At 56.2% G+C, this 24,381-nt stretch carries 24 protein-coding genes and 2 pseudogenes; 18 read left to right on the plus strand and 8 right to left on the minus strand.

The annotated features are described in order from the left end of the window. The first annotated feature begins 173 nt into the window (after nt 1–173). The 9 genes and pseudogenes from A3220_RS01950 to A3220_RS01990 all read left to right on the plus strand — a co-directional run bounded on the left by A3220_RS01950 (nt 174) and on the right by A3220_RS01990 (nt 8,348). Nucleotides 174–2,523: pseudogene (locus A3220_RS01950) on the plus strand (putative monovalent cation/H+ antiporter subunit A). Beyond that, the gene (locus tag A3220_RS01955; protein WP_044628498.1) at nt 2,516–2,947 is read left to right on the plus strand and encodes a Na+/H+ antiporter subunit B; all 432 of its coding nucleotides are present in this window, start codon (nt 2,516–2,518) and stop codon (nt 2,945–2,947) included. Before A3220_RS01950 ends, A3220_RS01955 begins: the two are co-directional and overlap by 8 nt. 33 nt (nt 2,948–2,980) lie before the next feature. Then, the gene (locus tag A3220_RS01960) at nt 2,981–3,328 is read left to right on the plus strand and encodes a Na+/H+ antiporter subunit C (protein WP_044628499.1); all 348 of its coding nucleotides are present in this window, start codon (nt 2,981–2,983) and stop codon (nt 3,326–3,328) included. Then, nucleotides 3,325–4,926 (plus strand): Na+/H+ antiporter subunit D, encoded by a 1,602-nt coding sequence (locus tag A3220_RS01965; protein ID WP_062372776.1) that lies wholly within the window; start codon nt 3,325–3,327, stop codon nt 4,924–4,926. The genes A3220_RS01960 and A3220_RS01965 overlap by 4 nt, the downstream gene beginning before the upstream one ends. Beyond that, the gene (locus A3220_RS01970) at nt 4,923–5,396 is read left to right on the plus strand and encodes a Na+/H+ antiporter subunit E (protein WP_044628501.1); all 474 of its coding nucleotides are present in this window, start codon (nt 4,923–4,925) and stop codon (nt 5,394–5,396) included. The genes A3220_RS01965 and A3220_RS01970 overlap by 4 nt, the downstream gene beginning before the upstream one ends. Beyond that, entirely contained in the window at nt 5,396–5,665 is a 270-nt protein-coding gene (locus tag A3220_RS01975; protein WP_044628502.1) for a cation:proton antiporter, read from the plus strand. The genes A3220_RS01970 and A3220_RS01975 overlap by 1 nt, the downstream gene beginning before the upstream one ends. Next, on the plus strand, nt 5,658–6,062 hold the full coding sequence (gene mnhG / locus A3220_RS01980; protein WP_044628503.1) for a monovalent cation/H(+) antiporter subunit G: 405 nt from the start codon (nt 5,658–5,660) through the stop codon (nt 6,060–6,062). The genes A3220_RS01975 and mnhG overlap by 8 nt, the downstream gene beginning before the upstream one ends. Nucleotides 6,063–6,429: 367 nt before the next feature. Continuing rightward, on the plus strand, nt 6,430–7,722 hold the full coding sequence (locus A3220_RS01985; RefSeq protein WP_062361649.1) for a lytic murein transglycosylase: 1,293 nt from the start codon (nt 6,430–6,432) through the stop codon (nt 7,720–7,722). Between the two features lie 71 nt (nt 7,723–7,793). Further along, the gene (locus A3220_RS01990; protein ID WP_062361645.1) at nt 7,794–8,348 is read left to right on the plus strand and encodes an ATP-dependent zinc protease; all 555 of its coding nucleotides are present in this window, start codon (nt 7,794–7,796) and stop codon (nt 8,346–8,348) included. Nucleotides 8,349–8,370: 22 nt separating this feature from the next. Here the strand turns inward: A3220_RS01990 and A3220_RS01995 are convergent, their stop codons facing one another. Further along, complete coding sequence (locus A3220_RS01995; protein WP_062361642.1) at nt 8,371–9,081, minus strand: 16S rRNA (uracil(1498)-N(3))-methyltransferase; 711 nt, start codon at nt 9,079–9,081, stop codon at nt 8,371–8,373. A gap of 135 nt (nt 9,082–9,216) precedes the next feature. On the opposite strand from A3220_RS01995, the gene phaR reads away from it, so the two are divergent. The 5 genes from phaR (at nt 9,217) to A3220_RS02020 (ending at nt 12,807) form a co-directional block, all read left to right on the plus strand. Beyond that, nucleotides 9,217–9,681: a polyhydroxyalkanoate synthesis repressor PhaR gene (phaR, locus tag A3220_RS02000; protein ID WP_062361638.1), complete on the plus strand. Its 465-nt coding sequence runs from the start codon at nt 9,217–9,219 to the stop codon at nt 9,679–9,681. Between the two features lie 78 nt (nt 9,682–9,759). Then, nucleotides 9,760–11,046, plus strand: coding sequence for a phosphoribosylamine--glycine ligase (purD, locus tag A3220_RS02005; protein ID WP_062361635.1), 1,287 nt, complete (start codon nt 9,760–9,762; stop codon nt 11,044–11,046). 47 nt (nt 11,047–11,093) lie between these two features. Then, nucleotides 11,094–11,534 carry a thioesterase family protein gene (locus A3220_RS02010; RefSeq protein WP_062372779.1) on the plus strand — a complete coding sequence of 147 codons (441 nt, stop codon included), beginning with the start codon at nt 11,094–11,096 and terminating at the stop codon, nt 11,532–11,534. After that, complete coding sequence (locus A3220_RS02015) at nt 11,534–12,406, plus strand: phosphoribulokinase (protein ID WP_062361629.1); 873 nt, start codon at nt 11,534–11,536, stop codon at nt 12,404–12,406. Before A3220_RS02010 ends, A3220_RS02015 begins: the two co-directional genes overlap by 1 nt. A 59-nt stretch (nt 12,407–12,465) precedes the next feature. Beyond that, entirely contained in the window at nt 12,466–12,807 is a 342-nt protein-coding gene (locus A3220_RS02020; protein WP_044628511.1) for a histidine triad nucleotide-binding protein, read from the plus strand. A gap of 96 nt (nt 12,808–12,903) precedes the next feature. Here A3220_RS02020 and ettA read toward each other — a convergent pair whose 3' ends face one another. From ettA to A3220_RS02040, 4 genes and pseudogenes are all read right to left on the minus strand, one after another. Next, nucleotides 12,904–14,565, minus strand: coding sequence for an energy-dependent translational throttle protein EttA (ettA, locus tag A3220_RS02025; RefSeq protein ID WP_062372782.1), 1,662 nt, complete (start codon nt 14,563–14,565; stop codon nt 12,904–12,906). Nucleotides 14,566–14,764: 199 nt separating this feature from the next. Beyond that, entirely contained in the window at nt 14,765–14,977 is a 213-nt protein-coding gene (locus A3220_RS02030) for a PA3496 family putative envelope integrity protein (RefSeq protein WP_044628513.1), read from the minus strand. A 162-nt stretch (nt 14,978–15,139) separates the two neighbouring features. Further along, nucleotides 15,140–15,577, minus strand: a complete 438-nt coding sequence (locus A3220_RS02035) for a PAS domain S-box protein (protein ID WP_044628514.1) — start codon at nt 15,575–15,577, stop codon at nt 15,140–15,142. Between the two features lie 186 nt (nt 15,578–15,763). Next, a pseudogene (locus A3220_RS02040) lies at nt 15,764–17,079 on the minus strand (MFS transporter). Between the two features lie 157 nt (nt 17,080–17,236). On the opposite strand from A3220_RS02040, the gene A3220_RS02045 reads away from it, so the two are divergent. Further along, nucleotides 17,237–17,506 (plus strand): SelT/SelW/SelH family protein, encoded by a 270-nt coding sequence (locus A3220_RS02045; protein ID WP_044628516.1) that lies wholly within the window; start codon nt 17,237–17,239, stop codon nt 17,504–17,506. Then, nucleotides 17,503–18,390: a DMT family transporter gene (locus A3220_RS02050; RefSeq protein ID WP_062372785.1), complete on the plus strand. Its 888-nt coding sequence runs from the start codon at nt 17,503–17,505 to the stop codon at nt 18,388–18,390. Before A3220_RS02045 ends, A3220_RS02050 begins: the two co-directional genes overlap by 4 nt. 546 nt (nt 18,391–18,936) lie before the next feature. Here the strand turns inward: A3220_RS02050 and A3220_RS02055 are convergent. The 3 genes from A3220_RS02055 to A3220_RS02065 form a co-directional block, all read right to left on the minus strand. Continuing rightward, the gene (locus A3220_RS02055; protein ID WP_054641079.1) at nt 18,937–19,239 is read right to left on the minus strand and encodes an addiction module antidote protein; all 303 of its coding nucleotides are present in this window, start codon (nt 19,237–19,239) and stop codon (nt 18,937–18,939) included. Continuing rightward, complete coding sequence (locus tag A3220_RS02060; RefSeq protein WP_044630744.1) at nt 19,236–19,535, minus strand: type II toxin-antitoxin system RelE/ParE family toxin; 300 nt, start codon at nt 19,533–19,535, stop codon at nt 19,236–19,238. The genes A3220_RS02055 and A3220_RS02060 overlap by 4 nt, the downstream gene beginning before the upstream one ends. An 86-nt stretch (nt 19,536–19,621) precedes the next feature. After that, a complete protein-coding gene (locus A3220_RS02065; protein ID WP_084354779.1) occupies nt 19,622–20,359 on the minus strand; it encodes an arylesterase in 738 nt (245 codons plus the stop codon). Here A3220_RS02065 and A3220_RS02070 point away from each other — a divergent pair. Together A3220_RS02070 and A3220_RS02075 are read left to right on the plus strand one after the other, a co-directional pair. Further along, nucleotides 20,358–21,167: an ABC transporter ATP-binding protein gene (locus A3220_RS02070; protein ID WP_062372788.1), complete on the plus strand. Its 810-nt coding sequence runs from the start codon at nt 20,358–20,360 to the stop codon at nt 21,165–21,167. The genes A3220_RS02065 and A3220_RS02070 overlap by 2 nt on opposite strands. Next, on the plus strand, nt 21,160–23,724 hold the full coding sequence (locus tag A3220_RS02075; RefSeq protein WP_062372791.1) for an FtsX-like permease family protein: 2,565 nt from the start codon (nt 21,160–21,162) through the stop codon (nt 23,722–23,724). Before A3220_RS02070 ends, A3220_RS02075 begins: the two co-directional genes overlap by 8 nt. Nucleotides 23,725–24,381: the final 657 nt, after the last annotated feature.

Raw genomic sequence — 24,381 nt, forward strand, 5'->3', positions numbered from 1 at the left:
TAGCGTATTACGTTAGGCGGTTTTTTATTGGGGCCGTCTTTTCTAGAAATGTGAGAAACGCTAGTATAAGGTTTGTGCATATAAAATCACACTTATTCAACGTTTAAGCGGCTTGTGCATCTGTATAGGCGGCTTATTGGGATGAATGAACGTCACTAGGGAGAAAGCGCCGGATGCAATTTGCCGTGTTAATGGGCTTCGTGTTGGCAGCGTCTTCACCGCTGCTCAACCGTTGGTTTGGGGAGCGAACAAGCCTGCTGCTTGCGCTGTTTCCGGCGTTTCTGGCTGGTTGGTTTTTTAGTCAAGCGCCCCTGGTGTTGAGTGACGGGCCTCAGTTACTTGAGTGGTCGTGGGTGCCTTCGCTAGGCATTAGCCTTAGCTTTTTACTGGATGGCCTTTCTCTGCTGTTTGGCTTGCTGATTACGGTGATTGGCACCTGTGTCCTGGTGTATGCGGGTGGCTACTTAAAAGGCCACCAAGATATTGCCCGTTTCCACCTCGCCCTCGTCGCCTTTATGGCCTCTATGCTGGGGCTTGTGTTAGCGGACGGCCTGCTGACGCTGTTTATTTTCTGGGAGCTGACCAGCATCACCTCGTACCTGCTGATTGGCTTTAACCATACTGATATTGAAGCACGCAAATCCGCTCGTCAGGGGCTTTTTGTGACGGTTGCTGGTGGCTTGGCGTTAATGGCAGGTTTGGTGCTATTGGGTATCGCCAGCGGCAGCTGGTCTCTGAGTGAGATTTTGCAGTCAGACGATGACCTGCGCCAGCATGCGCTTTATGCCCCTATGCTGATCTGCTTATTGCTAGGAGCCTTTACCAAGTCGGCGCAGTTCCCATTCCACTTCTGGTTACCTAACGCTATGGCGGCGCCGACCCCTGTGTCGGCCTACCTGCACTCCGCTACCATGGTGAAAGCGGGGATTTACCTGTTGGCACGCCTTCAGCCTGAGCTGGGTGGCACGGCCATGTGGGTGACAATACTCTCAGTGGTGGGGGCGACCACCATGCTGACGGGTGCCTTCTTAGCCATTCACCATACCAATATCAAAAAGCTGCTGGCCTACTCCACCATTATGGCGCTGGGAACGCTCACTATGCTGCTGGGGATTGGCTCCGAATACGCCATGACTGCTTTTGTCACCTTTCTGCTCGCCCACTCCATGTATAAAGGGGCGCTGTTTATGGTGGCGGGCATCCTTGACCATGAAACCGGCACGAAAGACGTCACCGCCATGGGCGGATTACGAAGCGTTATGCCTGTCACGGCGGTAATCGCTTTTGTGGCGGCGCTCTCCTTGGCAGGTGTGCCGCCGCTGTTTGGCTTTATCGGTAAGGAACTCATGCTGGAGGCAGCGTTAGGCGCCGAGCGCATTCAACTGTTGCTGGTGCTGTTTGCTTTCCTGGCAGCCATCTTGACCATTGCGGTGGCGGCGATTATTGCGCTACGGCCGTTCTACGGCGCACGCCATGAAACACCCCAAACACCCCATGAGGCGCCGTTGAGTATGCTGATAGGCCCAGGCCTATTGGCATTCGGGTCGCTCGCGCTTGGCTTGGCCCCTGCTGTGCTAGGGGCCGATGCGCTCTTGACCTCGGCAGCAACGGCGGTGGCGGGGGAGACGCTGCCGGTCTCGCTGTCGCTGTGGTACGGCGTCAACGTGGCGCTGATTATGTCGGTGGTGAGCTTGATCTTCGGCTTTTTGCTGTTCAAGCGGTGGGACAGCGTACGCGCCCAGTTAGCCAGGTTGGCACCAGTGATGCGTCATGGCCCCGAGGCGGGGTACGAAGGCTTGATGAATGGCGTCGTGCGCTTCTCTGAATGGCAGACACGCCTGCTGCAAAACGGCTATATGCGCAATTACATCCTGGTCATGCTGGTAGTGCTGATCGCGCTGATTGGCAACTCAATACTGCTGCGCCACTCTCCGCAGCTGGCGCTCTCCCTAGACGTGCGTTTCCATGAAGTCATTGTGGTGGGCACCATGGCAATGGGGGCGCTGTTTGCCACAATTTCACGCTCCCGCTTAGGCGCCGTGGTATCGGTGGGCATTATGGGCTTCTCCATCGCGCTGATCTTTATTCTGTTTAGCGCGCCAGATTTGGGGATTACCCAACTGCTGGTAGAAACCATGACGGTGATTCTGCTGGTGCTTGTGCTCTTTAGGCTGCCGCGTTTTTTCGAACCTCTCCACCAACCTTGAGCGCATCCGTGATGGGGCCGTTGCGGCCACCATGGGGGTGTTAATCTTCTTGCTGATCATAACCGCTTGGAGTATCGACCAGTTTGAATCGATCTCTACCTATATGGTGGAAAACAGCGCGCCGCTTGCCTATGGTCGCAATATCGTCAACGTCATTTTGGTGGATTATCGTGCCCTCGATACGCTCGGCGAGATGTTTGTTTTAGCGTTAGCCGCGATTGGTGTGATTGCGATGCTAAAGCTGCGTCATGGGGAGACAGAAGGCAAAGCGACGGATAGCGACAAAGCCAGCGTGAAGGAGCCCTACGATGGTTAAATCAGGCACGATTATTCTGAATACGGCAGCGCGGTTCCTGATGCCACTGCAACTGATGTTCTCGGTTTTTCTGCTGCTGCGTGGCCATGACGAACCGGGCGGCGGCTTTATTGCCGGATTGGTAGCAGCTGGGGCGTTCACTCTTTACCTGTTTGCCTTCGGGGTCAGTGCCACCAAAGAGGTGCTGCGCATGGTCGACCCGCGAGACTTGATCGGCGCAGGACTCTTTTTTGGGATGATCTCGGTAGTGCCCGCTTGGTTCATGGGGCAGCCTTTTCTGACTGCTCAGTGGTGGACGATTCCGGTGATCGACTTTAAAGCGTCTACGCCGCTGATTTTTGATATCGGAGTGTATCTGGCGGTGTTGGGGTCGGTGATGGGCATGGTCATGGCATTAATGGAGGTGGATAAGGATGAGCCATAAGTTACCCAACCCGCTGTTTGCAGGAGGCCGTCCATGGAACCGTTAATGGCACTGGCGATTGGCCTGTTATACGCCACCGCTATTTTTATGATGCTACGCCGCTCTATCGTCAAACTCGTGATTGGCTTGATGCTACTCTCTAATGCCGCCAACCTGCTGATTTTTACTACCGCCGGTATGACTCGTGGCGCACCGCCGCTGATTCCTGAAGGGATGATGCAGCCTTTGGGCGATGTCGCTGACCCACTGCCTCAAGCGGTGGTGCTTACCGCTATCGTGATTGCCTTTGGGGTATTGGCGTTTGCGGTGGTATTGATCCGCCGGGCCTACGAAATCGTTAAGGCAGATGATTTAGACAAGATGAAGGATACCGACACGTGAGGCCTGAAGTCGCACTTCCCGTTTTGCTGCCGCTGCTTTCCGGGGCCATTTCGCTGATGTTTTGGCGCTCGAGGCCCATGCAGCGCTTTATTGCCGTGGCTGGCAACGTCGTACTATTTGTCGTCAGCCTGTGGCTGTTCGTTGCGGTCTTAGAAGATGGCTACATCACCATTCAAATGGGCAGTTGGCCAGCACCGTTTGGGATAACGCTCGTCGCTGACATGCTCAGCGCTGTGATGATTCTGCTCACCGGAATCATCGGCTTGGCCATGGGGATTTACTCCCTGGCGACGACTGGCCGCGGCCACGAAAAATTTGGCTACTACCCCCTTATGCATCTGCTGTTGGCGGGTGTGGCGGGTGCTTTTTTAACGGGCGATATCTTCAACCTCTATGTCTGGTTTGAAGTCATGCTGGTGGCTTCGTTTGCGCTCCTGACGCTGGGAGGCGAGCGCGCGCAGATGGAGGGCGCCATCAAGTATGTGACGCTCAATCTGCTGGCATCGGTCATTTTTCTCACTGCGGTAGGCCTGCTTTACGGCACGGTGGGCTCACTCAATATGGCCGATATCGCGCTGCGCATGGATGAAGCCGAGCACAGCGGCATGGTCGAAGTGCTGGCGGTGATGTTTATGGTGGCCTTTGGTATCAAAGCCGCTGCGTTTCCGCTGTTTTTCTGGCTACCTGCTTCTTATCACACGCCTCCGGTGGCGGTATCCGCACTGTTTGCAGGCCTGTTAACCAAAGTGGGCGTTTACTCACTGTTCCGGGTATTTACGCTAATCTTCGATCAGACCATGGGCTACCTACAGGACATCATGCTGTGGGGGGCCGTTCTCACTATGGTGACCGGCGTGCTGGGGGCGGCCGCCCAGTATGAATTCCGGCGTATCCTCTCGTTTCATATCGTCAGCCAGATTGGCTATATGATCCTGGGGCTGGCGCTCTATACACCACTGGCGATTGCAGGCGGTGTGTTTGCCATCATGCACAACATCATTGTGAAGACGAACCTGTTCTTAATTAGCGGGATTACCCACCGCCTACAGGGCACTTACCAGCTTAAAAAGATGGGCGGGCTATATCGTGAACGCCCTTGGCTGGCCGTGGCGTTCTTTATTAGCGCCTTCTCTCTGGCGGGCATTCCGCCGCTGTCGGGTTTCTTTGCCAAATTCGTGCTGGTGCGCGCAGGCTTTGAGGCAAAGGCTTACGTGGCGACCGGCATCGCCCTGGCCGTGGGTTTGATGACGCTCTACTCCATGGTGAAGATCTGGAACGAAGTGTTCTGGAAGGCGCTACCTGAAGAAAACCAGGTGCCCGAAACACCGACACCGACAGGCGATGATGGCCGGTTACTGAAGCCCAGCCTATGGATGATGTATCTGCCTGTCGTGGTGCTGGCCATGATGTCCCTGCTTATTGGCGTGTTTGCCGAACCCATCATGCTGGTGATGAACCAAATAGGCGATCAATTGATGACGCCCTCAGGCTATATCGAAGCGGTACTCGGTGCCTCCGCAAGTGCGGAAGCAGCGCTACTGGATCCCATTGAGATACAGGCCGAACGTGTCGATGACCGCTTGGAGGAAACACCATGACCGGCGCCATTTGGAACCTCTTGCTTGGTTTGGCCTGGGTGCTGCTGAGCGGCGACTTCTCCGGGTTGAATTTGTTGGTGGGGATGATTTTTGGCTATATCGCGTTGCTGCTGATTGAGCCTCAAGTCGATGGGTTGAAAGGCTATCCTGCTCGTGTGCCGCGCTTCATCGGCTTTCTCGGTTTTTTCATCAAAGAGTTGGTTCAGGCCAACTTACGCGTGGCATTCGATATCCTGACGCCGCCTTGGCACATGCAGCCGGGGGTCATTGCCTTACCGCTGTCGGCACGCACCGAAATGGAGATCACCCTGGTGGCGAATTTGATTTCGCTCACACCGGGTACCCTGAGCCTAGACGTGTCCGATGACCGTAAAGTGTTGTATATCCATGCGATGTTCCTGGACGACGAAGAGGAGCTTCGACGCAATTTGAAAGAGATGGAACACAGGGCACTGGAGTTATTTCGTTAATGGAAACCGTGATTTTAATTAGTCAGGTGATCATGGGCTTGGCGCTCGTGCTGACCTTCGTTCGCGTGGTGCGCGGACCTAGTCTGCCAGATCGCGTAGTGGCCCTAGAACTGTTCTCGACGACGGTCGTGGGATTGGTCGGTGTGTATGCGATTCAATCGGGCGTCTCGAGCTTCTTGGACGCCGCGATCGTGATTGCGCTGATGGGCTTTTTAGCCGCCATTGGCTTTGCGCGCTTTTTAGAACGTGGAGGGCCGCGGGATGATTGATGTAATTAAAGGGGCCATGCTGCTAACAGGGTCTAGTTTTATGCTGTTAGCCGCCGTTGGTTTACTTCGCTTGCCTGACTTGCTGACGCGTATGCACGCCACCACCAAGGCGGCGGCGCTCGGGGTGATTTTAATCATGCTGGCATCGGCCATGCATTTTGCTGAAGTGGGCGTAGTGGCACGCTCGTTTGCCATTATTGTGTTTATCTTAATCACTGCGCCGATTGCCGCCCACGTGATCGGGAGGGCCGGATACTTCGTAGGCTCAAGGCTGTGGAGCGGCACGGTGAAAGATGAATTGCGTCCTAACTACGACCCGCTTACCCATGAGCTTAAAAGCGGCATGGAAACCCAGGAAAACGCCAAGCGACACCCGCGTAACACCGACCCAGATTAGCGCGACGAGCACTACCAACGACCTCTTTAAGCCACCTCGTTGTGGCTTTTTTTATGCCTAAAAAACCCGAAATAGAGACGCTATTCTGAAAAACTGTTATGTCAATTTGTGTACAATAATTGTACTATATAAGATGTTATGTCCATGTATTACGGCGTGGCGTGGCAGCGACTCCGCGACCCGCGCCAAGATAGGTATTTCAACGTATTAAAGCAAGCGGGCCATTACGACCCCAAAGGGCTTTACGTAGCATACTGGCTGCCAGCCCTTGTTCTCTGCCCTTCGGTTTAGCGGCCTAGGGGTGGTATCTCCCTCATTTCTGAGCCATCATCCAGCTCACGCCAAGGATTGCTGAGAGAAGAATGCTATGCCGTTAATACCCGTGTCATTACCCGCCGTGTCGCTGAAACATAACAATTCGTTGAATACTCGCCGAGCCGCTGTATTCCCGTTGTTATTCGTTGCCGCTACGACGCTTGCTCTCCACAGCCCTGCCACACACGCCAGCCCGCAACTAATGACCGAGGTAGATGCACGAGCCGCTGAAGAGGTGCGCTATGCCAACTTCAATCAGTGGTTAAGCGAGTTTCGTCGCTATGCCGCCAACCAAGGGATTAGCGAAGCGACGCTAGCCTCCGCCTTTGATGGCCTGCGCTACCGCGAGCGGGTGATTGAATTAGACCGCTACCAGCCTGAGTTCGTGCGTGCCATTTGGCAGTATTTGGATAGTGCCGTGTCTACCGCGCGTATTACCAATGGTCAGGAGAAGTACGCGCAACACCGTGAAACAGCCCAGCAGATGCAGCAGCGCTATGGCGTACCAGCAGAAATCATCGTGGCCATCTGGGGCGTTGAGAGTAATTACGGCAGCAACTTTGGTGATTTCTCGACGCTAGAGTCCCTCGCCACGCTGGCCTATGATGGCCGTCGGCGAGACTTTGCTCGTGGGGAGCTGCTAGCAGCACTACGTATTATTGACCAGGGCGACATTGCCGCAGAGCAGATGAAAGGCTCTTGGGCGGGAGCGATGGGGCATACCCAGTTTATTCCCAGCAGCTTTGAGGCCTACGCGGTGGATGGCGATGGCGATGGTCGCCGCGATATTTGGGGTAGCATACCCGATGTGATGGCCTCTACCGCGAACTATCTGGCGCGGGCGGGCTGGCAGGCCGGGCAGCCGTGGGGTACCGAAGTTGTGCTGCCTACCTCCTTTGATTACGCCCAAACCGGCCGCAAGAGCAGCGCTGAGTGGGCCGCGCAAGGCGTGCGTGCGGTGAACGGTGACCTGCCTTCCTTCGATAGTGCAGCGGTGATTGTACCGGCCGGGGCAAATGGCCCCGCGTTTATCGTAGGCCCCAATTTCCGCGCTATCTTGCGTTACAACAATGCCACTAGCTATGCGCTGGCGGTTGCCACGCTAGCCGACGCCATTGCTGGGCGAGAGGGCATTTCGCAAGCATGGCCACGCGATGAGGCACCTTTAACCCGTGATGATGTCAGAACGCTCCAGCAGCGTTTGAACAACGCCGGTTACGCGGTAGGCACTGCCGACGGCATTATGGGGCCGAATACTCAGGCGGGGCTGCGTGCCTTCCAGCGCGACCAAGGCCTAGTGCCGGATGGCTTTGCTACCCAGTCGCTGTTAGAGCGGTTGCGCTAGCTCAGGGCGCTTTCATCGCTGTTTGAATCTCTTTGATAGCTAGGCAAACTTCTCACCAAGGATGAGTCGCAATGGGAAAAACATTTCTAGGGGTGTTGGGGGCGAGCGTATTGGCTGGTTCCCTGTTGGTCAGTGCTACCGTACAGGCTGAGGATAAGGTCTTCGGCTGGGTGGAAAATGCTTACATCGAGCCATGGGGGATTGCCGTCAAGGCCAAGTTGGATAGCGGCGCACTTACCTCATCACTGGATGCCCGTGATATCGAGATGTTTGAAAAAGATGGCGAAGAGTGGGTGCGCTTTCGTTTGAAGCTGGAAGATCAAGAGAGCGGTGACACCTTTAGCGACCAAATCGAGCGTCCTCTCTATCGCGAGCAAACCGTGCGCGGCGCCGGGGGGCGTGACGAGCGCCCGGTGGTGCTGATGGACGTGTGCATGGGGGATACCATCTACGAGGAGCAGTTTAGCCTGCGTGACCGAGAAGAGATGATCTATCCGCTACTATTGGGGCGTCGTACCATCAGCCACCTGGGCTTGTTAGACGTACGCAATACGTTTCTACAGGAACCCGAGTGTGGAGAAAACGCTGCGTACGTTCCCCACGACCCCGAAGACGACCAGTCTTGATCCTTTATTAGTCAGGTAGCACTCAAAACAGCCGTGACAGCAGCGCGGTGACGGCTGTTTCTACCCGCAGGATACGAGGGCCTAAGTGCATTCCCTCGCAGCCTGCCGCCAGTAGCTGCTCCACTTCCCACGGGATAAAACCGCCTTCGGGCCCCACCAGTAATAGCGTTGGCTCATCAATACCGCGCGGGCAGGCATTCTCCATGCCTGGGTGGGCAACCAATCCTCTTCGTTCTGTTAGAAGTGCCGGTAGCTGCTCTTCCATAAAAGGACGAAACCCTTTGCAGAGCGTCACGTTAGGCAGTTGAGTATCCCGCGCTTGTTCTAGCCCAAGTATCAAATGCTGATGAATTTTTTCTGGCTGCAGTTCCGGCGACTGCCAGTAACTCTTTTCAACCCGCTTGGTGTGCAGCAGGGTAATCTCTTTGACTCCTAACGCCGTGACGTGCTCCAGCGTGCGTGCCAGCATACGCGGGCGCGGCAGCGCCAAGACAAGATGAACGGGCAGGGCAGGCGGCGGCGGTTCGTTGATATCTTCCAGCGCAAACAGAGCCTGCGTTTTGTTGAGCTCCGTTAGCGTGGCCTTACCCATAGCGCCGCCTTGAATACCCACGGTTAAGCGATCGCCTTCGTTAGCGCGGTGTACTTCATGCAGATGGGTCAGGCGGCGCGCATCGGTAATACGAGCGTGGTGACCATCGACCTCGCTCAGATCTAGCAGTATCAAATTCATAGTCGTCGTCTATTGGTCATAGGAAAGGCGCGCTTAACAGCACTAATCCGCTAAGCTGGCTTGCATGGGCGCGTGTTGCAGGCACAATAGCAGCAACGGCGATAAAAGCCTCTATCGTGTTTAAGGAGATGCGCTGTGCGCGTAATTCGCAAATATGCCAACCGCAGGTTGTACGATACTCAGCAGAGTCGTTATGTCACTCTTGAAGACTTGCGGCGTTTAATCATTGAAGAAGAGCCGTTTCGCGTTGAAGACGCCAAGAGCGGCGAAGATCTGACGCGCACCATTTTGCTATCGATCATTATCGAACAGGAGCAGGCGGATAGTGAAGCCGAAGTGTTCTCGAACGACCTGCTGGCCCAGTTGATCCGTGTGTACGATATGTCCTCACCGCTGCCGCTGGCGCGTTATTTGGAGCAGGGCACCCAACTGATGCTAGAGCAGCAAAAGCGCATGCAGACCCAATGGCAGCAGGCGATGCGCCACTCACCCATTGAGTTTATGCGTGAACTGGCCGAAGAGAATATGCGTTTCTGGCAAAATGCGCTGAACCAGCCTACCAAGACGGATGACGACGATAAAACGGACAAAAACTCCTAATCCCTCTTTAGGCCACGTTAGGGACGCGTTGTGGCATAATGCGCCCCAACGACGCTCTCCCGTTTGAGAAGGATACCCATGAAAGTTTTGATGATCGGTGGCGGTGGCCGCGAACATGCCCTTGCTTGGAAACTTGCCCAATCCAATGATGTCGAGCAAGTGTTTGTGGCACCTGGCAACGCAGGGACCGCCACAGAACCTAAGCTGACCAATGTCGCTATCGGCGCAACCGACCTGGATGCCTTGGTGGCGTTTGCCCAGCAAGAGCAGATTGCGCTAACCGTGGTGGGCCCAGAAGCTCCGCTGGTGGAAGGCGTAGTGGATCGGTTCCAAGCCGCTGGTTTGACTATCTTTGGCCCCAGCCGGCGCGCGGCACAGTTGGAAGGCTCCAAATCGTTCACCAAAGACTTTCTGGCCCGCCATCACATTCCCACCGCCGATTACCAAACCTTTACCGCTGTCGAGCCAGCATTGGCGTATTTAGCTGATATGGGCGCGCCCATCGTCATCAAAGCGGACGGTTTGGCGGCAGGTAAAGGCGTGATTGTCGCCATGAGCGAAGCGGAAGCCGAAGCGGCGATCCGCGATATGCTTGAAGCCAACGCCTTTGGTGACGCTGGCGCGCGAGTCGTCATCGAAGAGTTTTTGGAAGGTGAAGAAGCCAGCTTTATCGTGATGGTGGATGGCGAAAACGTCGTGCCCATGGCCACCAGCCAAGACCATAAGCGTGCCTACGATGGTGACACCGGCCCCAATACCGGCGGTATGGGAGCCTACTCTCCGGCACCGGTAGTGACACCGGAAGTAGATGCGCGGATTATGGAGCAAGTGATTTTGCCCACCGTGCGTGGCATGGCGGAAGAGGGCAACGCTTACACCGGCTTCTTGTATGCGGGGCTAATGATTGACCCGCAAGGCAACCCCAAAGTAATCGAGTACAACTGCCGTTTTGGTGACCCGGAAACCCAGCCGATTATGATGCGCCTTACCTCCGATTTAGCGGCGCTCTGTTTAGCAGGTGCCAAGGGCGAACTGGCAGACAAGCAGTGCGAGTGGGATAGCCGCGCAGCGGTGGGCGTGGTGTTGGCGGCAGGTGGCTACCCCGGCAGCTACCGCAAAGGTGACGTGATTCACGGCCTAGCCGATGCCGAGCAGGCGCAGTGCAAAGTCTTCCATGCAGGGACGGCGCAAAACGCAGAGGGTGATATCACCACTGCTGGCGGTCGCGTGCTGTGTGTGACCGCCCTGGGCGATAGCGTCTCAGCTGCCCAGCAGCAGGCGTACCAAGGGGTTAAAGCGATTCACTGGGATGGCGTTGAGTTCCGTCGTGATATCGCTTTCCGTGCCATCGCGCGCGAGCAGTAATTACCGGCCTTTTAAGGTCAAACCGTCACCCAGCAAGGAGTTGAACTATGGAGCGTGTTTCGCAGGAGTTCCCTAACGCAGCGGTTATCCATCGTCATCCGCTGACTGTGCGGGTGACGGATATGAACTACGGCCGCCATCTGGGGCATGATGCGCTGGTATCGCTGCTTCATGAGGCTCGTATGCAGGCCTTCGCCGCCCTCGATCTGCCCGAGTGGGATATACACGGCTACCCAAGCGTTGTGGTTGACCTCGCCGTGCAGTATCAACAGGAGGCCCGCTTTCCCGATGCGCTGGTGATAGAAACGGCAGTGCCCGACCCAGAAGGCAAAGCCTTAACGGTTTACCATAGGGTGACTAAGGCAGAAACGGGCGATGTGGTGGCTACCGCTCGGGTAAATAAACTACTGATTGACTTGGCTGCTGGCCGCCCGGTAGCGATTCCCGATACGGTGAAGCAAACGCTTGCTGATGCAAGGGGGGGATAATGTCCCGAGAATATCCCATCATCGCGGTAACGGGTTCGTCAGGGGCGGGTACCACTACCGTGCGCCGCAGCTTCGAGCGCATGTTTTTGCGTGAAGATGTGCATGCTGCCATGGTGGATGGGGATGCGTTTCACCGCTATACCCGCGATGACCTAAAGCGCATTTTCCGTGAAGAGCCAGAACGTAAAGATGAGCTATCCCACTTTGCCGTAGAAGCCAACTTGCTTGATCGCCTGGAAGGTCTGTTTATCGAGTACGGAGAGCACGGTGCTGGCATCTTCAGGCACTATATCCATGCGGAAGATAAGCAGAAAATTGAAGCCGGGTATCGGGTGGGCACCTTCACCGAGTGGCAGTCGCTGCCTTGCGGCACTGACTTGCTGTTTTACGAAGGGCTGCACGGTGGGTTAGTGACCCAAGAGTACGATATTGCCCGCCATGTGGATCTATTGGTGGGTGTTGCGCCGACCATGAATCTGGAGTGGATTCAAAAGATCGACCGGGACACAAAGCTGCGCGGCTACTCTCAGGAAGCGGTGATTGACACTATCTTGGGCCGTATGGATGACTATGTGCGCTATATCCAGCCACAGTTTTCCCGTACCCATATCAACTTCCAACGGGTGCCCACGGTCGATACGTCCAACCCCTTTGAAGTGCAGGATATTCCGACCGATTCGGAGTCGTTTGTGGTCATCCGTTTCCGCGACCCTTCAACCGTCGATTTCCCTTGGTTGCTGGCGATGATTAAAGACTCCTTTATGACCCGCCCGCATACCCTGGTGGTGCCCGGCGCTCGTATGTCATTGGCGATGGAACTGATTCTGGCACCGCTGGTTCGCCACTTACTGTCGCAGCGCCGTTTTCGCTAACGGGGTAAGCGGGGCTGCCTTTTATCGATAATAAACGCGCCAAACCTAAGGAGGCCGCGATGGAGTGCCTGTTCTGCAAAATTATTAACCGCGACATTCCCGCTGATATCGTGTTTGAAGATGAGCACGTGCTGGCGTTTAACGACATTAGCCCTCAAGCGCCGACCCATCAGCTTATTATCCCTAAAAAGCATATCTCGACGCTTAACGATATTACCGCCGACGACCTAGCCCTCGTAGGCCGCTTGCAGCACACCGCCGCGCAGCTTGCTAAGCAGCAGGGGTTTGCCGAGGATGGCTACCGTGTGGTGATGAACTGCAACGAAATGGGCGGGCAGACCGTCTACCATATCCATATGCACTTAATGGGTGGGCGCGAGTTTACCTGGCCCGCAGGCTAAACTGTCTCGCCGACCAACGGTAAACAGCCATCCATAAAAAAAGCCCTGCGGCGGGAAACGCCAGCAGGGCTTTTGCATTGCATAACGCCTAAAACATTAGGCGTCGATGCGCTTGTACTTCATGCGCTTGGGCGTGTCATTACCGACGCGTTTCTTGTGATCTTCTTCGTATTCGGTGTAGTTACCGTCGAAGAACACCACTTCTGAATCGCCTTCAAACGCCAGAATATGCGTGGCGATACGATCCAGGAACCAACGGTCGTGAGAAATCACCATGGCACAGCCAGGGAAGGCGAGCAGGGCTTCTTCCAGGGCGCGCAGGGTTTCGATATCCAGGTCGTTAGAGGGCTCATCCAGCAGCAGCACGTTAGCACCCTGTTTTAGGGTTTGCGCAAGCTGCAGGCGGCCACGCTCACCACCGGAAAGCTCATCCAGACGCTTCTGCTGGTCGTTGCCTTTGAAGTTAAAGCGACCAACGTAGGCTCGCGAAGAAACTTCATAGCCATTGATATTAAGAATATCCTGGCCATCGGACACTGCTTCCCAGACAGTTTGCTTGTCGTCTAGGGCGTCGCGCAGCTGTTCAACGTAGGCAATGTCGACGGTTTCGCCGATTACCACTTCGCCAGCATCCGGCTGCTCTTTGCCGGTTACCAGCTTAAACAGCGTCGATTTACCGGCACCGTTACCGCCCACAATACCCACAATCGCCCCTGGGGGAATAGTAAAGGAGAGATCCTGGTAGAGCAGTTTTTCGTCAAAGCGCTTGGTAACGTTGTGGAACTCGATCACTTTGTCACCCAGGCGCGGGCCAGGCGGAATGTAGATCTCGTTGGTCTCATTACGCTTCTGGAAATCGCCAGACTGCATCTCTTCAAAGCGGTTAAGGCGCGCTTTGCTCTTCGCTTGGCGGCCTTTGGCGTTGCTGCGCACCCACTCAAGCTCTTGCTTGATGGCTTTCTGACGAGACGCTTCCTGTTTGGCTTCTTGGGTCAGGCGCTGCTCTTTCTGCTCAAGCCACTGGGAGTAGTTGCCTTCAAACGGAATACCTTGGCCGCGGTCCAGCTCAAGAATCCAGCCCGCGACGTTATCCAAGAAGTAACGGTCGTGGGTAATCGCAACGACAGTGCCGTTGTAGTCATGCAGGAAGCGCTCCAGCCACGCCACGGATTCAGCATCCAGGTGGTTGGTGGGCTCGTCCAGCAGTAGCATGTCCGGGCTTGAGAGCAGCAGGCGGCAAAGCGCCACACGACGACGCTCACCACCAGAAAGGTTGCCTACTTTGGCATCCCACGGCGGAAGGCGCAGCGCTTCTGCGGCTACCTCCAGCTTACGCTCAAGGTTGTGGGCATCGGCAGCTTCAATGATGTTCTCAAGCCGTGCCTGCTCGCTGGCCAGGGCGTCAAAGTCGGCATCGGGTTCGGCGTAGGCAGCGTATACCGCGTCTAGTTTTTCCTGCGCCTCTTTGATGGCGCCTAAGGCCTCTTCGACGGTATCCCGAACGTTTTTCTCGTCGTCCAGCTGCGGCTCCTGGGGCAGGTAGCCCACGTTGATGCCGGGCATCGGACGAGCTTCACCTTCAAACTCTTTATCGACACCGGCCATAATGCGCAGCAGCGTGGATTTACCGGCACCGTTTAAGCCCAGTACACCGATCTTGGCGCCAGGGAAGAACGAGAGCGAAATATCCTTGAGAATTTGCTTTTTGGGCGGCACTACTTTGCCAACCCGATTCATGGTGAATACGTATTGCGCCATGGAAATCCGTTAGGTTGTGGTAAAAGCGAGACCAGCAAATCTGCTGGCTTGGTGCACAGATGATAGTGCCCAGCGCGGCTAAAGGCCAGCAAAGCAGTGGGGCACGCGTGGAGTGGTCAAGCCGCAAAGATAAGGGGCACTCATTTGGGTGCCCCTCGGGTATGTCCACCTTGAAAACGCTTAACAGATTGGCAAGGCGCTACTCTTCTTCGTCCCAGTCATCTTCAATCGCGCGCTGTAAGCGACGCTCTTCAAGCCACGCTTCTACCTGACGGCGAGCGCGCAGGGTATCCGCTTTACTGGGTTTGCTTTTACCGTAGTGATCGTCGTTGACTGCATCCAAGTTATCAAACTCGTCAGCATCAAGCCCATCGTTGGTGTAGGTTTCACGATTTAAGGGGTCACGGCTCATGGTATGCCCTCCAACCCAAGCCGGCGCACCGGCATCACAACGGCTCCTTACCTAACGAAAGCAAAGTAAGAAGCGCCTAACGCTAAACAAGCGCCTAGCCGCTATATAACGCCACTTGGATTGAAGTTCAAGCCCTATCTTTGTTTTTATGATGACAAATGTTTATTTGGCGTTTTCTTGCTGATTTTTTAGCGCTGACAGTGCCAATTGGGCCTCAACGCGTTCGGTCACATCTTTCTGAACGCCGATGTAGTACATCAAGTTGTCGGCTTCGTCATAAACTGGCGTAATTGACAGCTCATTCCAGAACATAGTGCCGTCTTTACGGTAGTTACGCAGCACTTCCCGCGAGGGGCGGCCATCCTGTAACGCTTCGCGGATCGACGATAGCGCATCCTGGTCGCGGTCTTCGTTTTGCAGAAAACGGCAGTCGCGATACAGAATTTCATCCGCACTGTAGCCCGTTAAGCGCTCAAAGCCCTTGTTCACGTAAATCAGGATGTTTTCGTCACCTTCCTGCTCCGCAACGACGATGCCATCTTCAGAAGCGTCAATAATGCGCTCAAGTAACTCCGGGTTGATCAAGGGAGATCGTTTCATCAATGGATTCCTGTTGCTTTCGTTCTTTCGTAGCCATGGCGCTGTTGATCAGCGCGGGGCTCTCTTACTGCAGGACGATGCGGAATTTCACACTACCGAATAGAGGTAGAATAGCAAAAAAACAGCTCTCTACCGCCAACTGCTGCCCATCATGGCGAGCGTTGCGGTGCTTTGCAATCAACAACGCTATTCGGCTTCCGGTAACCGCTGTGCGCTGAACATCGCCCCCACTGCCGTGAGCGCCAAGACCACCAGCAACATGGCGCTTCCTAGCCATTGCGCCAACGCGCCGATAATACCCCCGACAACCAGCATCAGTACGCCCGTAAGCGTATTGGAAAGCGCTACGTAAAGGGCGCGATTGTCTTGGCTGGCAATATCCACCAAATAGGTTTTGCGACCCAGGCGAACACCGTGATGCACAATCACCAATAGCGCATAAATCGCGGCATAGGGTAAAACGCTCTGCGTCCAGTCACCCGGCAACCAAGCTAAGGCCGCGCCTAATAGGCAGCACAACACCGTACCCACGGCAGCGTCGCGCATGACCCGGCGGCTGGACTGATCCGCGCGTTTTCCCCATATCGGGCTTGCCACCATAGCGGCTAGGCCGGATACCACCACTAAAATGCCCTAGGCCGCCCAGCTCGGTTCCGCTCTGCTGCTGGCCGAGTAGCGCCAGGTAAGGCAGCGCCAGCGCGCTTGAAAGTAGCAGGGCCCTAGCGACATTGAAGTGTAAAAAACGTGCGGTCTTCACGCAGTAGCGATAGCCCCAACTTAATGCTATCCCAGGCGTTTTCGCCGCCCTCGATGGAACCTGGCACCTCTTTAATGCGGGCTGCGCACAGCGCATTGAGTAACCAGCCAGCGGCCGCTACGCCAAGCAGTATGGCCAATGCCAAATTGCCGGGGCGGTCACCGAACCACATCAATACACCGCCGGCAACCAGCGTTGCACCACCCGCGACGCTGCCGCTCCAGCCCATCAAAGTGCCTCGGCGGCGCTTGGCGATGGTTTTGCCGAGCACGTCCTTGGTAGCAATGGAGGAGAGCCCCCGTGCCAAGGAGAGCATGACCAACGCGGCCAACACCAACAAGCCGCCGATAGCCCCGCTGCCTATCAGGGCCAGTAACGCCAAAGCAATAGCCGCCACCGCCTGCAGCACGGCCCCCACCACCCACACCCACTTGCGCTGGGGCTTTAGGCGAATAAAGCCAGCCACAAACAGCTGGGGGAGGAGGGCGCCTGCTTCACGAATCGGTACTAATAACCCCACCATCCATACCGGAGCGCCGATAATACCCAGCAGCCAGGGCAGCACTAAGCGGGCGCTCGACAGCTCATCCGCTAACTTATTACCTAACGAAGCGAAAAGGTGCAGGAAAAAGTTGTGCGGCTGCTCTTGGCAGGCATCGTCAGGTATATCGTCGCACATACGGCTATCGTCATCGCCTGTCAGCCACTCGTATAACTGCGTCTGTGAAACTTCCGGTTGAGCCATGTCGGTTCCTTGGCGATTGCTAATTTAAGATGACAGAATGCCTACTTAGGATGCCACACTGTATTTTAAAACCTGTATTTAAAAAGCCCTGTGTTCCAAAAGCCTGTGCTTTAAAAACCTGCGTTTCAAAGGAACGGATAGATAAGGACTCAAAAAGATGACCCGCATTCACATTCGCTACTGTACCCAATGCCAGTGGCTGTTGCGTAGCGCCTGGTATGCCCAAGAACTTCTCTCCACGTTTGGCGAGCAGCTAACAGAGGTCGCGCTCTCCCCCTCCCACGGCGGTACGTTTGAGATCTGGTGTGGCGACACGCTGCTATGGGAGCGCAAGCGCGATGGTGGCTTTCCCGACATCAAAACACTCAAGCAGCAAGTGCGTGACCAGATCGACCCTGCGCGCGACCTGGGGCATATCGACCGATGACCCAAGACCAACAGGCGATGCTGTATGGATTGGGCGCTGTAGCGCTGTGGTCGACCGTTGCCACCGCCTTCAAGGTAGCCCTTGCATGGATGAGCCCCCTGGAGCTGATGTGGATAGCGGCGCTAGTTTCCTGGCTGTTGATGGGCGCACTGGTCTTCAAACAGGGCAATATGGCGCTAGCGCTGCGCCAAGGCTGGCGAACAGCGCTCTGGGCCGGGCTAATGAACCCCGTGGCTTATTACTTAGTGCTATTTGCCGCCTATGACCGGCTGCCGGGCCAAGAGGCCATGGCGCTGAACTACACCTGGGCGCTTGCCATGGCGTTTCTGGCAGTGCCGCTGCTGGGGCACCGCTTAACTCGTCTGGATGTGGCGGCGGGGTTGGTGGCCTATAGCGGCGTTTGGGTAATTGCTACGCGGGGCAATGTCTTCAATGTGGCGTTTGAAGACCCTTTGGGCGTGCTGCTGGCGCTCTCATCAACCCTGTTGTGGGCACTCTACTGGCTGCTCAACGCGCGGGATCAACGACAACCCTTGGTAGGCCAGTGGCAAAATTTTAGCGTTGGGTTACCGGTGCTAACCATGCTGTTACTGCTTGGCCCCGGCGTGCAATGGCATGGCTGGCCTGCGCTAGGCGCAGGCGTTTATGTCGGCCTGTTTGAAATGGGCGTAGCCTTTGTACTTTGGCAACTGGCCGTACAAAAAGTGTCCCGCACGGCTAAAGTCTCTAACCTGATCTTCCTATCCCCGCCGGTATCGCTGCTGCTGCTTTATCTTGTAGTTGGAGAGCCAATGCTCCCCTCCACGCTGGTCGGATTAGTGCTTATTTTATGCGGGCTTGGAATACAGCAACTGCCAGGTAAACGAGAAAAGCGCGCAGCCTAAAGATGGGTTAAATCGTCAACCTACGACCTCTTTGTGTAATAACGCCATGCTATTAGGTATTATTGACATCCTCCCCTCCCTCAGCTTGCGCTGCCGTCTAGCGACGGAAAGGAAGGGGGTTCCCAGGTTGTTACCTTCCTGGTTTCTGCTTCCAAGACGATTGCCCGAGGGAATGGCTTGGTTATCGCCGTAAAAGTCCCACAGTGGGGATTTTTACGGTGGCGAACCAACTCATATCCCCCAGGTCTCACATCGTCTCCACAGACGTAACTTTCCGAGTGCCCCTCGGTAGGTCGTGTCGACGTGAGTAGTATAGCACTGTGCAAATCATCAGCAAGGGCATCCTGCGGATGCCGCGCTATCCATCCGCTCACTAAAAGTAAGCGGTTTTTCGCGCTGATTGATAATGTATGTGGACCGCAGGAAGCCACCGTGCCCAACGCCAACCGCCGCAAGCTGCCTATTGGCATCCAAACGTTTTCAGATATTCGGGAAGGAAATTATTACGGCAGAGCGCTTGGTCAGATCAAACACAAAGGCAATGTTTTATGCTGCTGGTTCTTCTTGGTGTGGTTTTGCCGTCAAGTCCATACCCAGTGCACGCATGACGGCCAACATCGTCTTCAGCGTTGGGTTGCCTTGCTCGCTGAACGAACGATAGAGCTGCTCACGGGAGAGGCCGGTTTCGCGAGCAAGCTCTGTCATTCCTTTAGCGCGCGCTACGATACCCATCGCTTTAGCAACATAAGTGGCATCTCCGGTTTCCAGCGCATCAGCGAGAAAGAGCGCGATGGCTTCATCGTTCTCTAAGGCTGCTGCTGGGTCATAGTCGTAAATCTTATCGCTCATGATTCCTCCCATTCTGCTGCCAGACGCTGCGCTGTATCGATATCGTTTTGCTGAGTGCTTTTATCGCCACCACACAACAGGATGACAAGCTCATTACCGCGTTGTTTAAAATAGACACGATATCCTGGGCCATGATGAATACGCAGTTCACTGATGCCTTGACCAACGGGTTTTACATCGCCAGTCAATCCGTTGGCCAGCCTGAAAATACGGGCGGCAATCAGTGCTTTGGCGCGCGAATCGCGGAGCTTGCGTTCCCACCGTCGGTAAGTGTCGGTTTGTTTAATAGCGAGCATAAAGATATTGTAGTTCTTAGACTACATGCGTGCAAGGCATGAAAAAATGGGGTTGCCCAGCGAGTCAGTGCCGTGCGCAAAGTATACTACTGAGAAGAAGCCTGATACGTCTCTTCCAGCATGGATTCAAGCTCAGGCCATACGTTATCTAGGATAATGGGTTGGGCCTCGGCAGTGGGGTGAATACCATCGCTCTGCATCAGCTGTTTATTAAGCGCGATATCTTCCAGCAAGAAGGGCACCAGCGGAATATCGTACTCATCCGCGAGCGAATGAAAGACACTGGTAAATGCATCGCGGTAGGCTTGACCGTAATTAGGCGGAATATCGATACCCAGCAACAGTACCTCAGCATCGGCTTGTTGGCTCTGCTCAATCATGGTGGCGAGATTGGCGCGCATTTGGGCCGGTGGTAAACCGCGCAGGCCATCGTTGCCGCCCAGCTCTAAAAGAACGATACCCGGCTGCTGCTGTCCGATAATATCGGCAAATCGCTGGGCACCGCCTGAGGTGGTCTCGCCGCTAATGCTGGCATTGACGACGTGCGCTTCACCGTCAAGGCGCTCTGCCAGCAGCGTGACCCAGCCCTGCTCCTGCTCAATACCGTACGCCGCGCTCAAGCTGTCGCCCATCACGAGGAGCGTTGGTAGGTGCTCTTCAGACGTGTTGGCGTATAAAGGGGCAGCACCCAAGAATATGATCAGCATGACGGCGCTAGACACACCACGCCGGGTGGCCGTTTGCCCCCGCTGAAAGGCCAGTGTCTGACGAAACAGTTTTTGAATTGCTTGTTTTTGAATTGCTAAAGGGAATCCACGTTTCATGCCTCACTCCTCTGACCCAATATCCAATACCACGACCCAAGATGCGGCTTCGTCCAACACCGACTCATCAGCGGCCCAGAAGGTTCCCCATGAAGCGGTGAGCCAGCCAGTGCTGCACGCGGAAAAGCTGGCCAAACGAGTGACCAGCGGTGAACGCACGCTAACCATTTTACACGACCTGTCGTTAAGCGTGGCGGCGGGGGAGAGCGTGGCTATTTTGGGTAAAAGCGGGGCGGGTAAGTCGACGCTGCTAGGCCTGTTGGCCGGGTTGGATACGCCCAGCGACGGTGAGTTGACGCTTTTCGGCCATGCGCTGAGCCGCCTGGATGAGGATGGCCGCGCCGCACTGCGGGCAGGGCGAGTGGGGTTCGTGTTCCAAAACTTTCAGCTGTTGCCGACCCTCAGCGCGCTGGAAAACGTGCTGCTGCCGCTAGAGCTCTCTCCACGGGCCGGAGAAACCCGTGCTGCCCAGCAGTGGTTGGAGCGTGTAGGGCTTGGCGAGCGGACTTCCCACCAGCCCAAACAGCTCTCTGGCGGTGAACAGCAGCGTGTCGCCATTGCGCGTGCCTTCGTGACCGACCCTGAGCTGGTGTTTGCCGACGAGCCGACTGGCAACTTGGACCCGGATACCGGCGCGCAGATCATCGACCTGCTCTTCACGTTGAATAAAGAAGCGGGCACGACGCTGATTCTCGTCACCCACGACCATGCCTTAGCGCGCCGCTGCGACCGCTGCCTGCGCCTCACTAACGGCCAGCTCGTCCCGTTCGAGCCAGCCCCAGCCAACAGCGGGGAAGGCGATGAGTGATATCAACTGGCGTTTGGCTGCTCGGAGCTTAAAGCGCGACCTTCGCGCGGCGGATGTGCGGGCGCTGTTTGTCGCGCTGGTACTGGCGGTGGCCGCGTCCACCATGATTGCCTTCTTTCTTGATCGTTTGGAGCGTGGCCTTGAGCGCCAAGCCGGGCAGATGCTGGGTGGCGATTTAGTGCTCGAACAGCGCGACCCTTTCCCTGAAGAGCTGCGCAATACGCTAGAGCAGGCGGGCTTTACGCTGAGCGACCAAGTGGATCTGGTCTCCATGATCAGCCAGGGGGAGCGCTTCCAGCCCGCCAGTCTCAAAGCGGTGGATGACGTGTACCCGCATTACGGTGTTTCTCACGTAGATAGGGGAAGCGGGGTTGAGCAAATCGCCTCTGGCCCACCTGCAGGCGAAGTCTGGGCCGACCCACGGCTAGCCGAGCTGATCGATATCGAGATTGGCGACCGCGTGCAGGTGGGGCAAACGGAGCTGACTATTAGCGGGATTATCGAACGCGAAGCGGACCAGTCCGCAGGTTTTGGTAACTTCAACCCGCGCTTGATGCTCAATACCGCTGACCTTGAAGCCACCGGCTTAGTACAGCCAGGGTCGCGCATTGAGTTTGAACTGCTGGCTGCCGGGCCGCCCGCCGCGTTAGATCAGGTGCAAGGCTTGTTGGCACAGCTAAGGCGCGACGGCGTAGAGGTGCGTGATGTGCGGGTAGACCGCCCGCAGTTGGGTAACGCCCTGCAACGTGCGGAAAGCTACTTAGGCCTTGCCGGGTTAGCTGCGGTACTGTTGGCTGGGGTGGCGGTTGCTATGTCGACCCGCCGCTACGTAGAGCGTCACCTGGATACTGCTGCGCTGCTGCGCTGCTTTGGGGCCAGCCAGTATCAGCTTGTGACAATTTTCAGCCTGCAACTCATTGGGCTGGCATTAATGGCCTCCCTCATTGGTGCGCTGCTGGGCTTGGTCGGCCAAGCGGTGCTGCTGTGGCTATTGACTAGCTTTCTGCCCATGACGCTGCCACCCCCTGGCATTATGCCGCTGTGGCTCGGCATCTTCACCGCGCTGGCGGTGCTGGTCGGGTTTGCAGGCCCAACGCTGCTGCGTATCAAGCAGGTGAGCGCGCTTAAAGTCCTGCGGCGAGAGCTGGACCCGCTACCGCCCGCCGCTTGGCTGGTGGTGGGGGTGGCCAGCATCGTATTTGGCGGCCTGCTGTGGCTCTATTCAGGCAGCTTCCCTCTTGCCTTGGCGCTTCTGGTGGGTGGCTCGGCTTTACTGGCGCTGCTGTGGGGCGTGAGTTCTTTATTGCTGAATGGTTTGCTTCGCGCTGTGCAGCGCCTTAAGGGCGGCGGCGAGTGGGTTCAGGCATTTCGCTTGGGCGGGCGTCAACTGGCCCGCCGCAAGCAGGCGGGGCTTGGCCAACTGCTGGCATTTTCGGTCACGTTTTTTGCCATGGCGATGATCGTCCAGGTGCGTGGGGATCTGCTCATTACTTGGCAAGATCAACTGCCAGAAGACACCCCCAACTACTTTGCCATCAACATTCAGCCCGGCGAGCGGGATGCGTTCGAGCAAGCGGTGGCACCTCGGGTCGATACCCAAAGCACCCTTTACCCCATGGTGCGTGGGCGTATTACCGAGATTAACGGACAAGCGCCCAGAGATGCGGTGCCCGCCGATGCCCGAGGCGACAACTCGCTGCGCCGTGAACTTAACCTGACGTGGCAATCCGAACTACCCGAAGGCAACCAAGTGGTCGCAGGGCAGTGGTTTGCCCCCGCCAGTGAGCCAGAAGGCTGGATGAGCGAAGTGGACGCGACGCCTTCTAGCGACTCAGAAACTGTTCCCATTTCGGTGGAGGATGGTTTGGCTGAGCGTCTTGGTTTGGGCTTAGGGGACGAAATCACATTCGCCGTAGGCAGCGACAGCATCAAAACGCGCATCGAAAGCCTGCGCAGCCTGAACTGGGACAGCTTTAACCCGAACTTCTTCGTGATCTTCTCGCCCGGCGTGCTGGAATCGTTCGGCCATAGCTTCATCACCGCTTTCCATCTGCCAGACGAAGAGCAGGGCTTGGTGCGCGAGCTGGTTAGCGACTTCCCCGGCGTCTCGCTGCTCAACGTAGATGCCATCCTAGGGCAGGTGCGCGATGTATTGACCCAAGTGACTCGCGCGGTAGAGCTTGTGCTAATTCTGGTGCTGTTGGCGGGCGTGAGTGTGCTCTACGCCGCGCTCACCGCCAGCCGCCCGGTACGCGCCCACGAGAGTGGCCTGCTGCGGGTGTTTGGTGCAGGCAACCGGATGATCTCCCGCGTGCAAGGGGCTGAATATGCCTTGCTCGGGTTTGCCAGTGGCCTGCTAGGGGCGGTGCTTGCAGAGCTAGCCACCGCCGCACTCTACCTCTACTGGCTCGATTTAACCCCACGCCTGCACCTCGGCCTATGGCTAGCACTCCCCATCGGCGGCGCGCTGCTGATAGGTATCATCGGCCACGCGCTCTCCTACAGCCTACGACGCCAAGCCCCCGCCGCCAGCTTAGGGCTGCTAGGTGAAGCTTAATCTACAGCCTTGACATCCTCCCCTCCCTCAGCTTGCGCTGCCGTCTAGCGACGGAAAGGAAGGGGATTCCCAGGTTGTTACCTTCCTGGTTTCTGCTTCCAAGACGATTGCCCGAGGGAATGGCTTGGTTATCGCCGTAAAAGTCCCACAGTGGGGATTTTTACGGTGGCGAACCAACTCATATCCCCCAGGTCTCACATCGTCTCCACAGACGTCACTTTCCGAGTGCCCCTCGGTAGGTCGTGTCGACGTGAGTAGTATAGCACTGTACAAATCATCAGCAAGGGCATCCTGCGGATGCCGCGCTATCCATCCGCTCACTAAAAGTAAGCGGTTTTTCGCGCTGATTGATAAAAACTCCCTCCTACAGCAGTTTATCGGGGCATTGCCGAAGGCAGGTGTAGGAGGGCACCTGATTAGGCGATGAAGACACGATTGTGGGAGGCCAATTTATTGGGCGACGGCGGCGCCAGCCGCCCTTAGCCTGCCGAGGCACCAGTGCCCTCATCATCGCGAGCTAAAGCTCCCTCCTACAACAAGCCTGATCGATTCCAAGTAATGTGCCCCCACCGTGGGAGGCCAATTTATTGGGCGACGGCGGCGCCAGCCGCCCTTAGCCTGCCGAGGCACCAGTGCCCTCATCATCGCGAGCTAAAG

Source organism: Halomonas sp. KX33721 (genome assembly GCF_001596805.1).
GTDB lineage: Bacteria > Pseudomonadota > Gammaproteobacteria > Pseudomonadales > Halomonadaceae > Vreelandella > Vreelandella aquamarina.

Excerpts from the sequence above, each read along its gene's own strand:
- A3220_RS01955 (WP_044628498.1), top strand. The coding sequence starts at position 2,516 with ATGGTTAAATCAGGCACGATTATTCTGAATACGGCAGCGCGGTTCCTG.
- A3220_RS01960 (WP_044628499.1), top strand. The coding sequence starts at position 2,981 with ATGGAACCGTTAATGGCACTGGCGATTGGCCTGTTATACGCCACCGCT.
- A3220_RS01970 (WP_044628501.1), top strand. The coding sequence starts at position 4,923 with ATGACCGGCGCCATTTGGAACCTCTTGCTTGGTTTGGCCTGGGTGCTG.
- A3220_RS01975 (WP_044628502.1), top strand. The coding sequence starts at position 5,396 with ATGGAAACCGTGATTTTAATTAGTCAGGTGATCATGGGCTTGGCGCTC.
- mnhG (WP_044628503.1), top strand. The coding sequence starts at position 5,658 with ATGATTGATGTAATTAAAGGGGCCATGCTGCTAACAGGGTCTAGTTTT.
- A3220_RS01985 (WP_062361649.1), top strand. The coding sequence starts at position 6,430 with ATGCCGTTAATACCCGTGTCATTACCCGCCGTGTCGCTGAAACATAAC.
- A3220_RS01990 (WP_062361645.1), top strand. The coding sequence starts at position 7,794 with ATGGGAAAAACATTTCTAGGGGTGTTGGGGGCGAGCGTATTGGCTGGT.
- A3220_RS01995 (WP_062361642.1), bottom strand. The coding sequence starts at position 9,081 with ATGAATTTGATACTGCTAGATCTGAGCGAGGTCGATGGTCACCACGCT.
- purD (WP_062361635.1), top strand. The coding sequence starts at position 9,760 with ATGAAAGTTTTGATGATCGGTGGCGGTGGCCGCGAACATGCCCTTGCT.
- A3220_RS02010 (WP_062372779.1), top strand. The coding sequence starts at position 11,094 with ATGGAGCGTGTTTCGCAGGAGTTCCCTAACGCAGCGGTTATCCATCGT.
- A3220_RS02015 (WP_062361629.1), top strand. The coding sequence starts at position 11,534 with ATGTCCCGAGAATATCCCATCATCGCGGTAACGGGTTCGTCAGGGGCG.
- A3220_RS02020 (WP_044628511.1), top strand. The coding sequence starts at position 12,466 with ATGGAGTGCCTGTTCTGCAAAATTATTAACCGCGACATTCCCGCTGAT.
- ettA (WP_062372782.1), bottom strand. The coding sequence starts at position 14,565 with ATGGCGCAATACGTATTCACCATGAATCGGGTTGGCAAAGTAGTGCCG.
- A3220_RS02030 (WP_044628513.1), bottom strand. The coding sequence starts at position 14,977 with ATGAGCCGTGACCCCTTAAATCGTGAAACCTACACCAACGATGGGCTT.
- A3220_RS02035 (WP_044628514.1), bottom strand. The coding sequence starts at position 15,577 with ATGAAACGATCTCCCTTGATCAACCCGGAGTTACTTGAGCGCATTATT.
- A3220_RS02045 (WP_044628516.1), top strand. The coding sequence starts at position 17,237 with ATGACCCGCATTCACATTCGCTACTGTACCCAATGCCAGTGGCTGTTG.
- A3220_RS02050 (WP_062372785.1), top strand. The coding sequence starts at position 17,503 with ATGACCCAAGACCAACAGGCGATGCTGTATGGATTGGGCGCTGTAGCG.
- A3220_RS02055 (WP_054641079.1), bottom strand. The coding sequence starts at position 19,239 with ATGAGCGATAAGATTTACGACTATGACCCAGCAGCAGCCTTAGAGAAC.
- A3220_RS02060 (WP_044630744.1), bottom strand. The coding sequence starts at position 19,535 with ATGCTCGCTATTAAACAAACCGACACTTACCGACGGTGGGAACGCAAG.
- A3220_RS02070 (WP_062372788.1), top strand. The coding sequence starts at position 20,358 with ATGCCTCACTCCTCTGACCCAATATCCAATACCACGACCCAAGATGCG.
- A3220_RS02065 (WP_084354779.1), bottom strand. The coding sequence starts at position 20,359 with ATGAAACGTGGATTCCCTTTAGCAATTCAAAAACAAGCAATTCAAAAA.
- A3220_RS02075 (WP_062372791.1), top strand. The coding sequence starts at position 21,160 with ATGAGTGATATCAACTGGCGTTTGGCTGCTCGGAGCTTAAAGCGCGAC.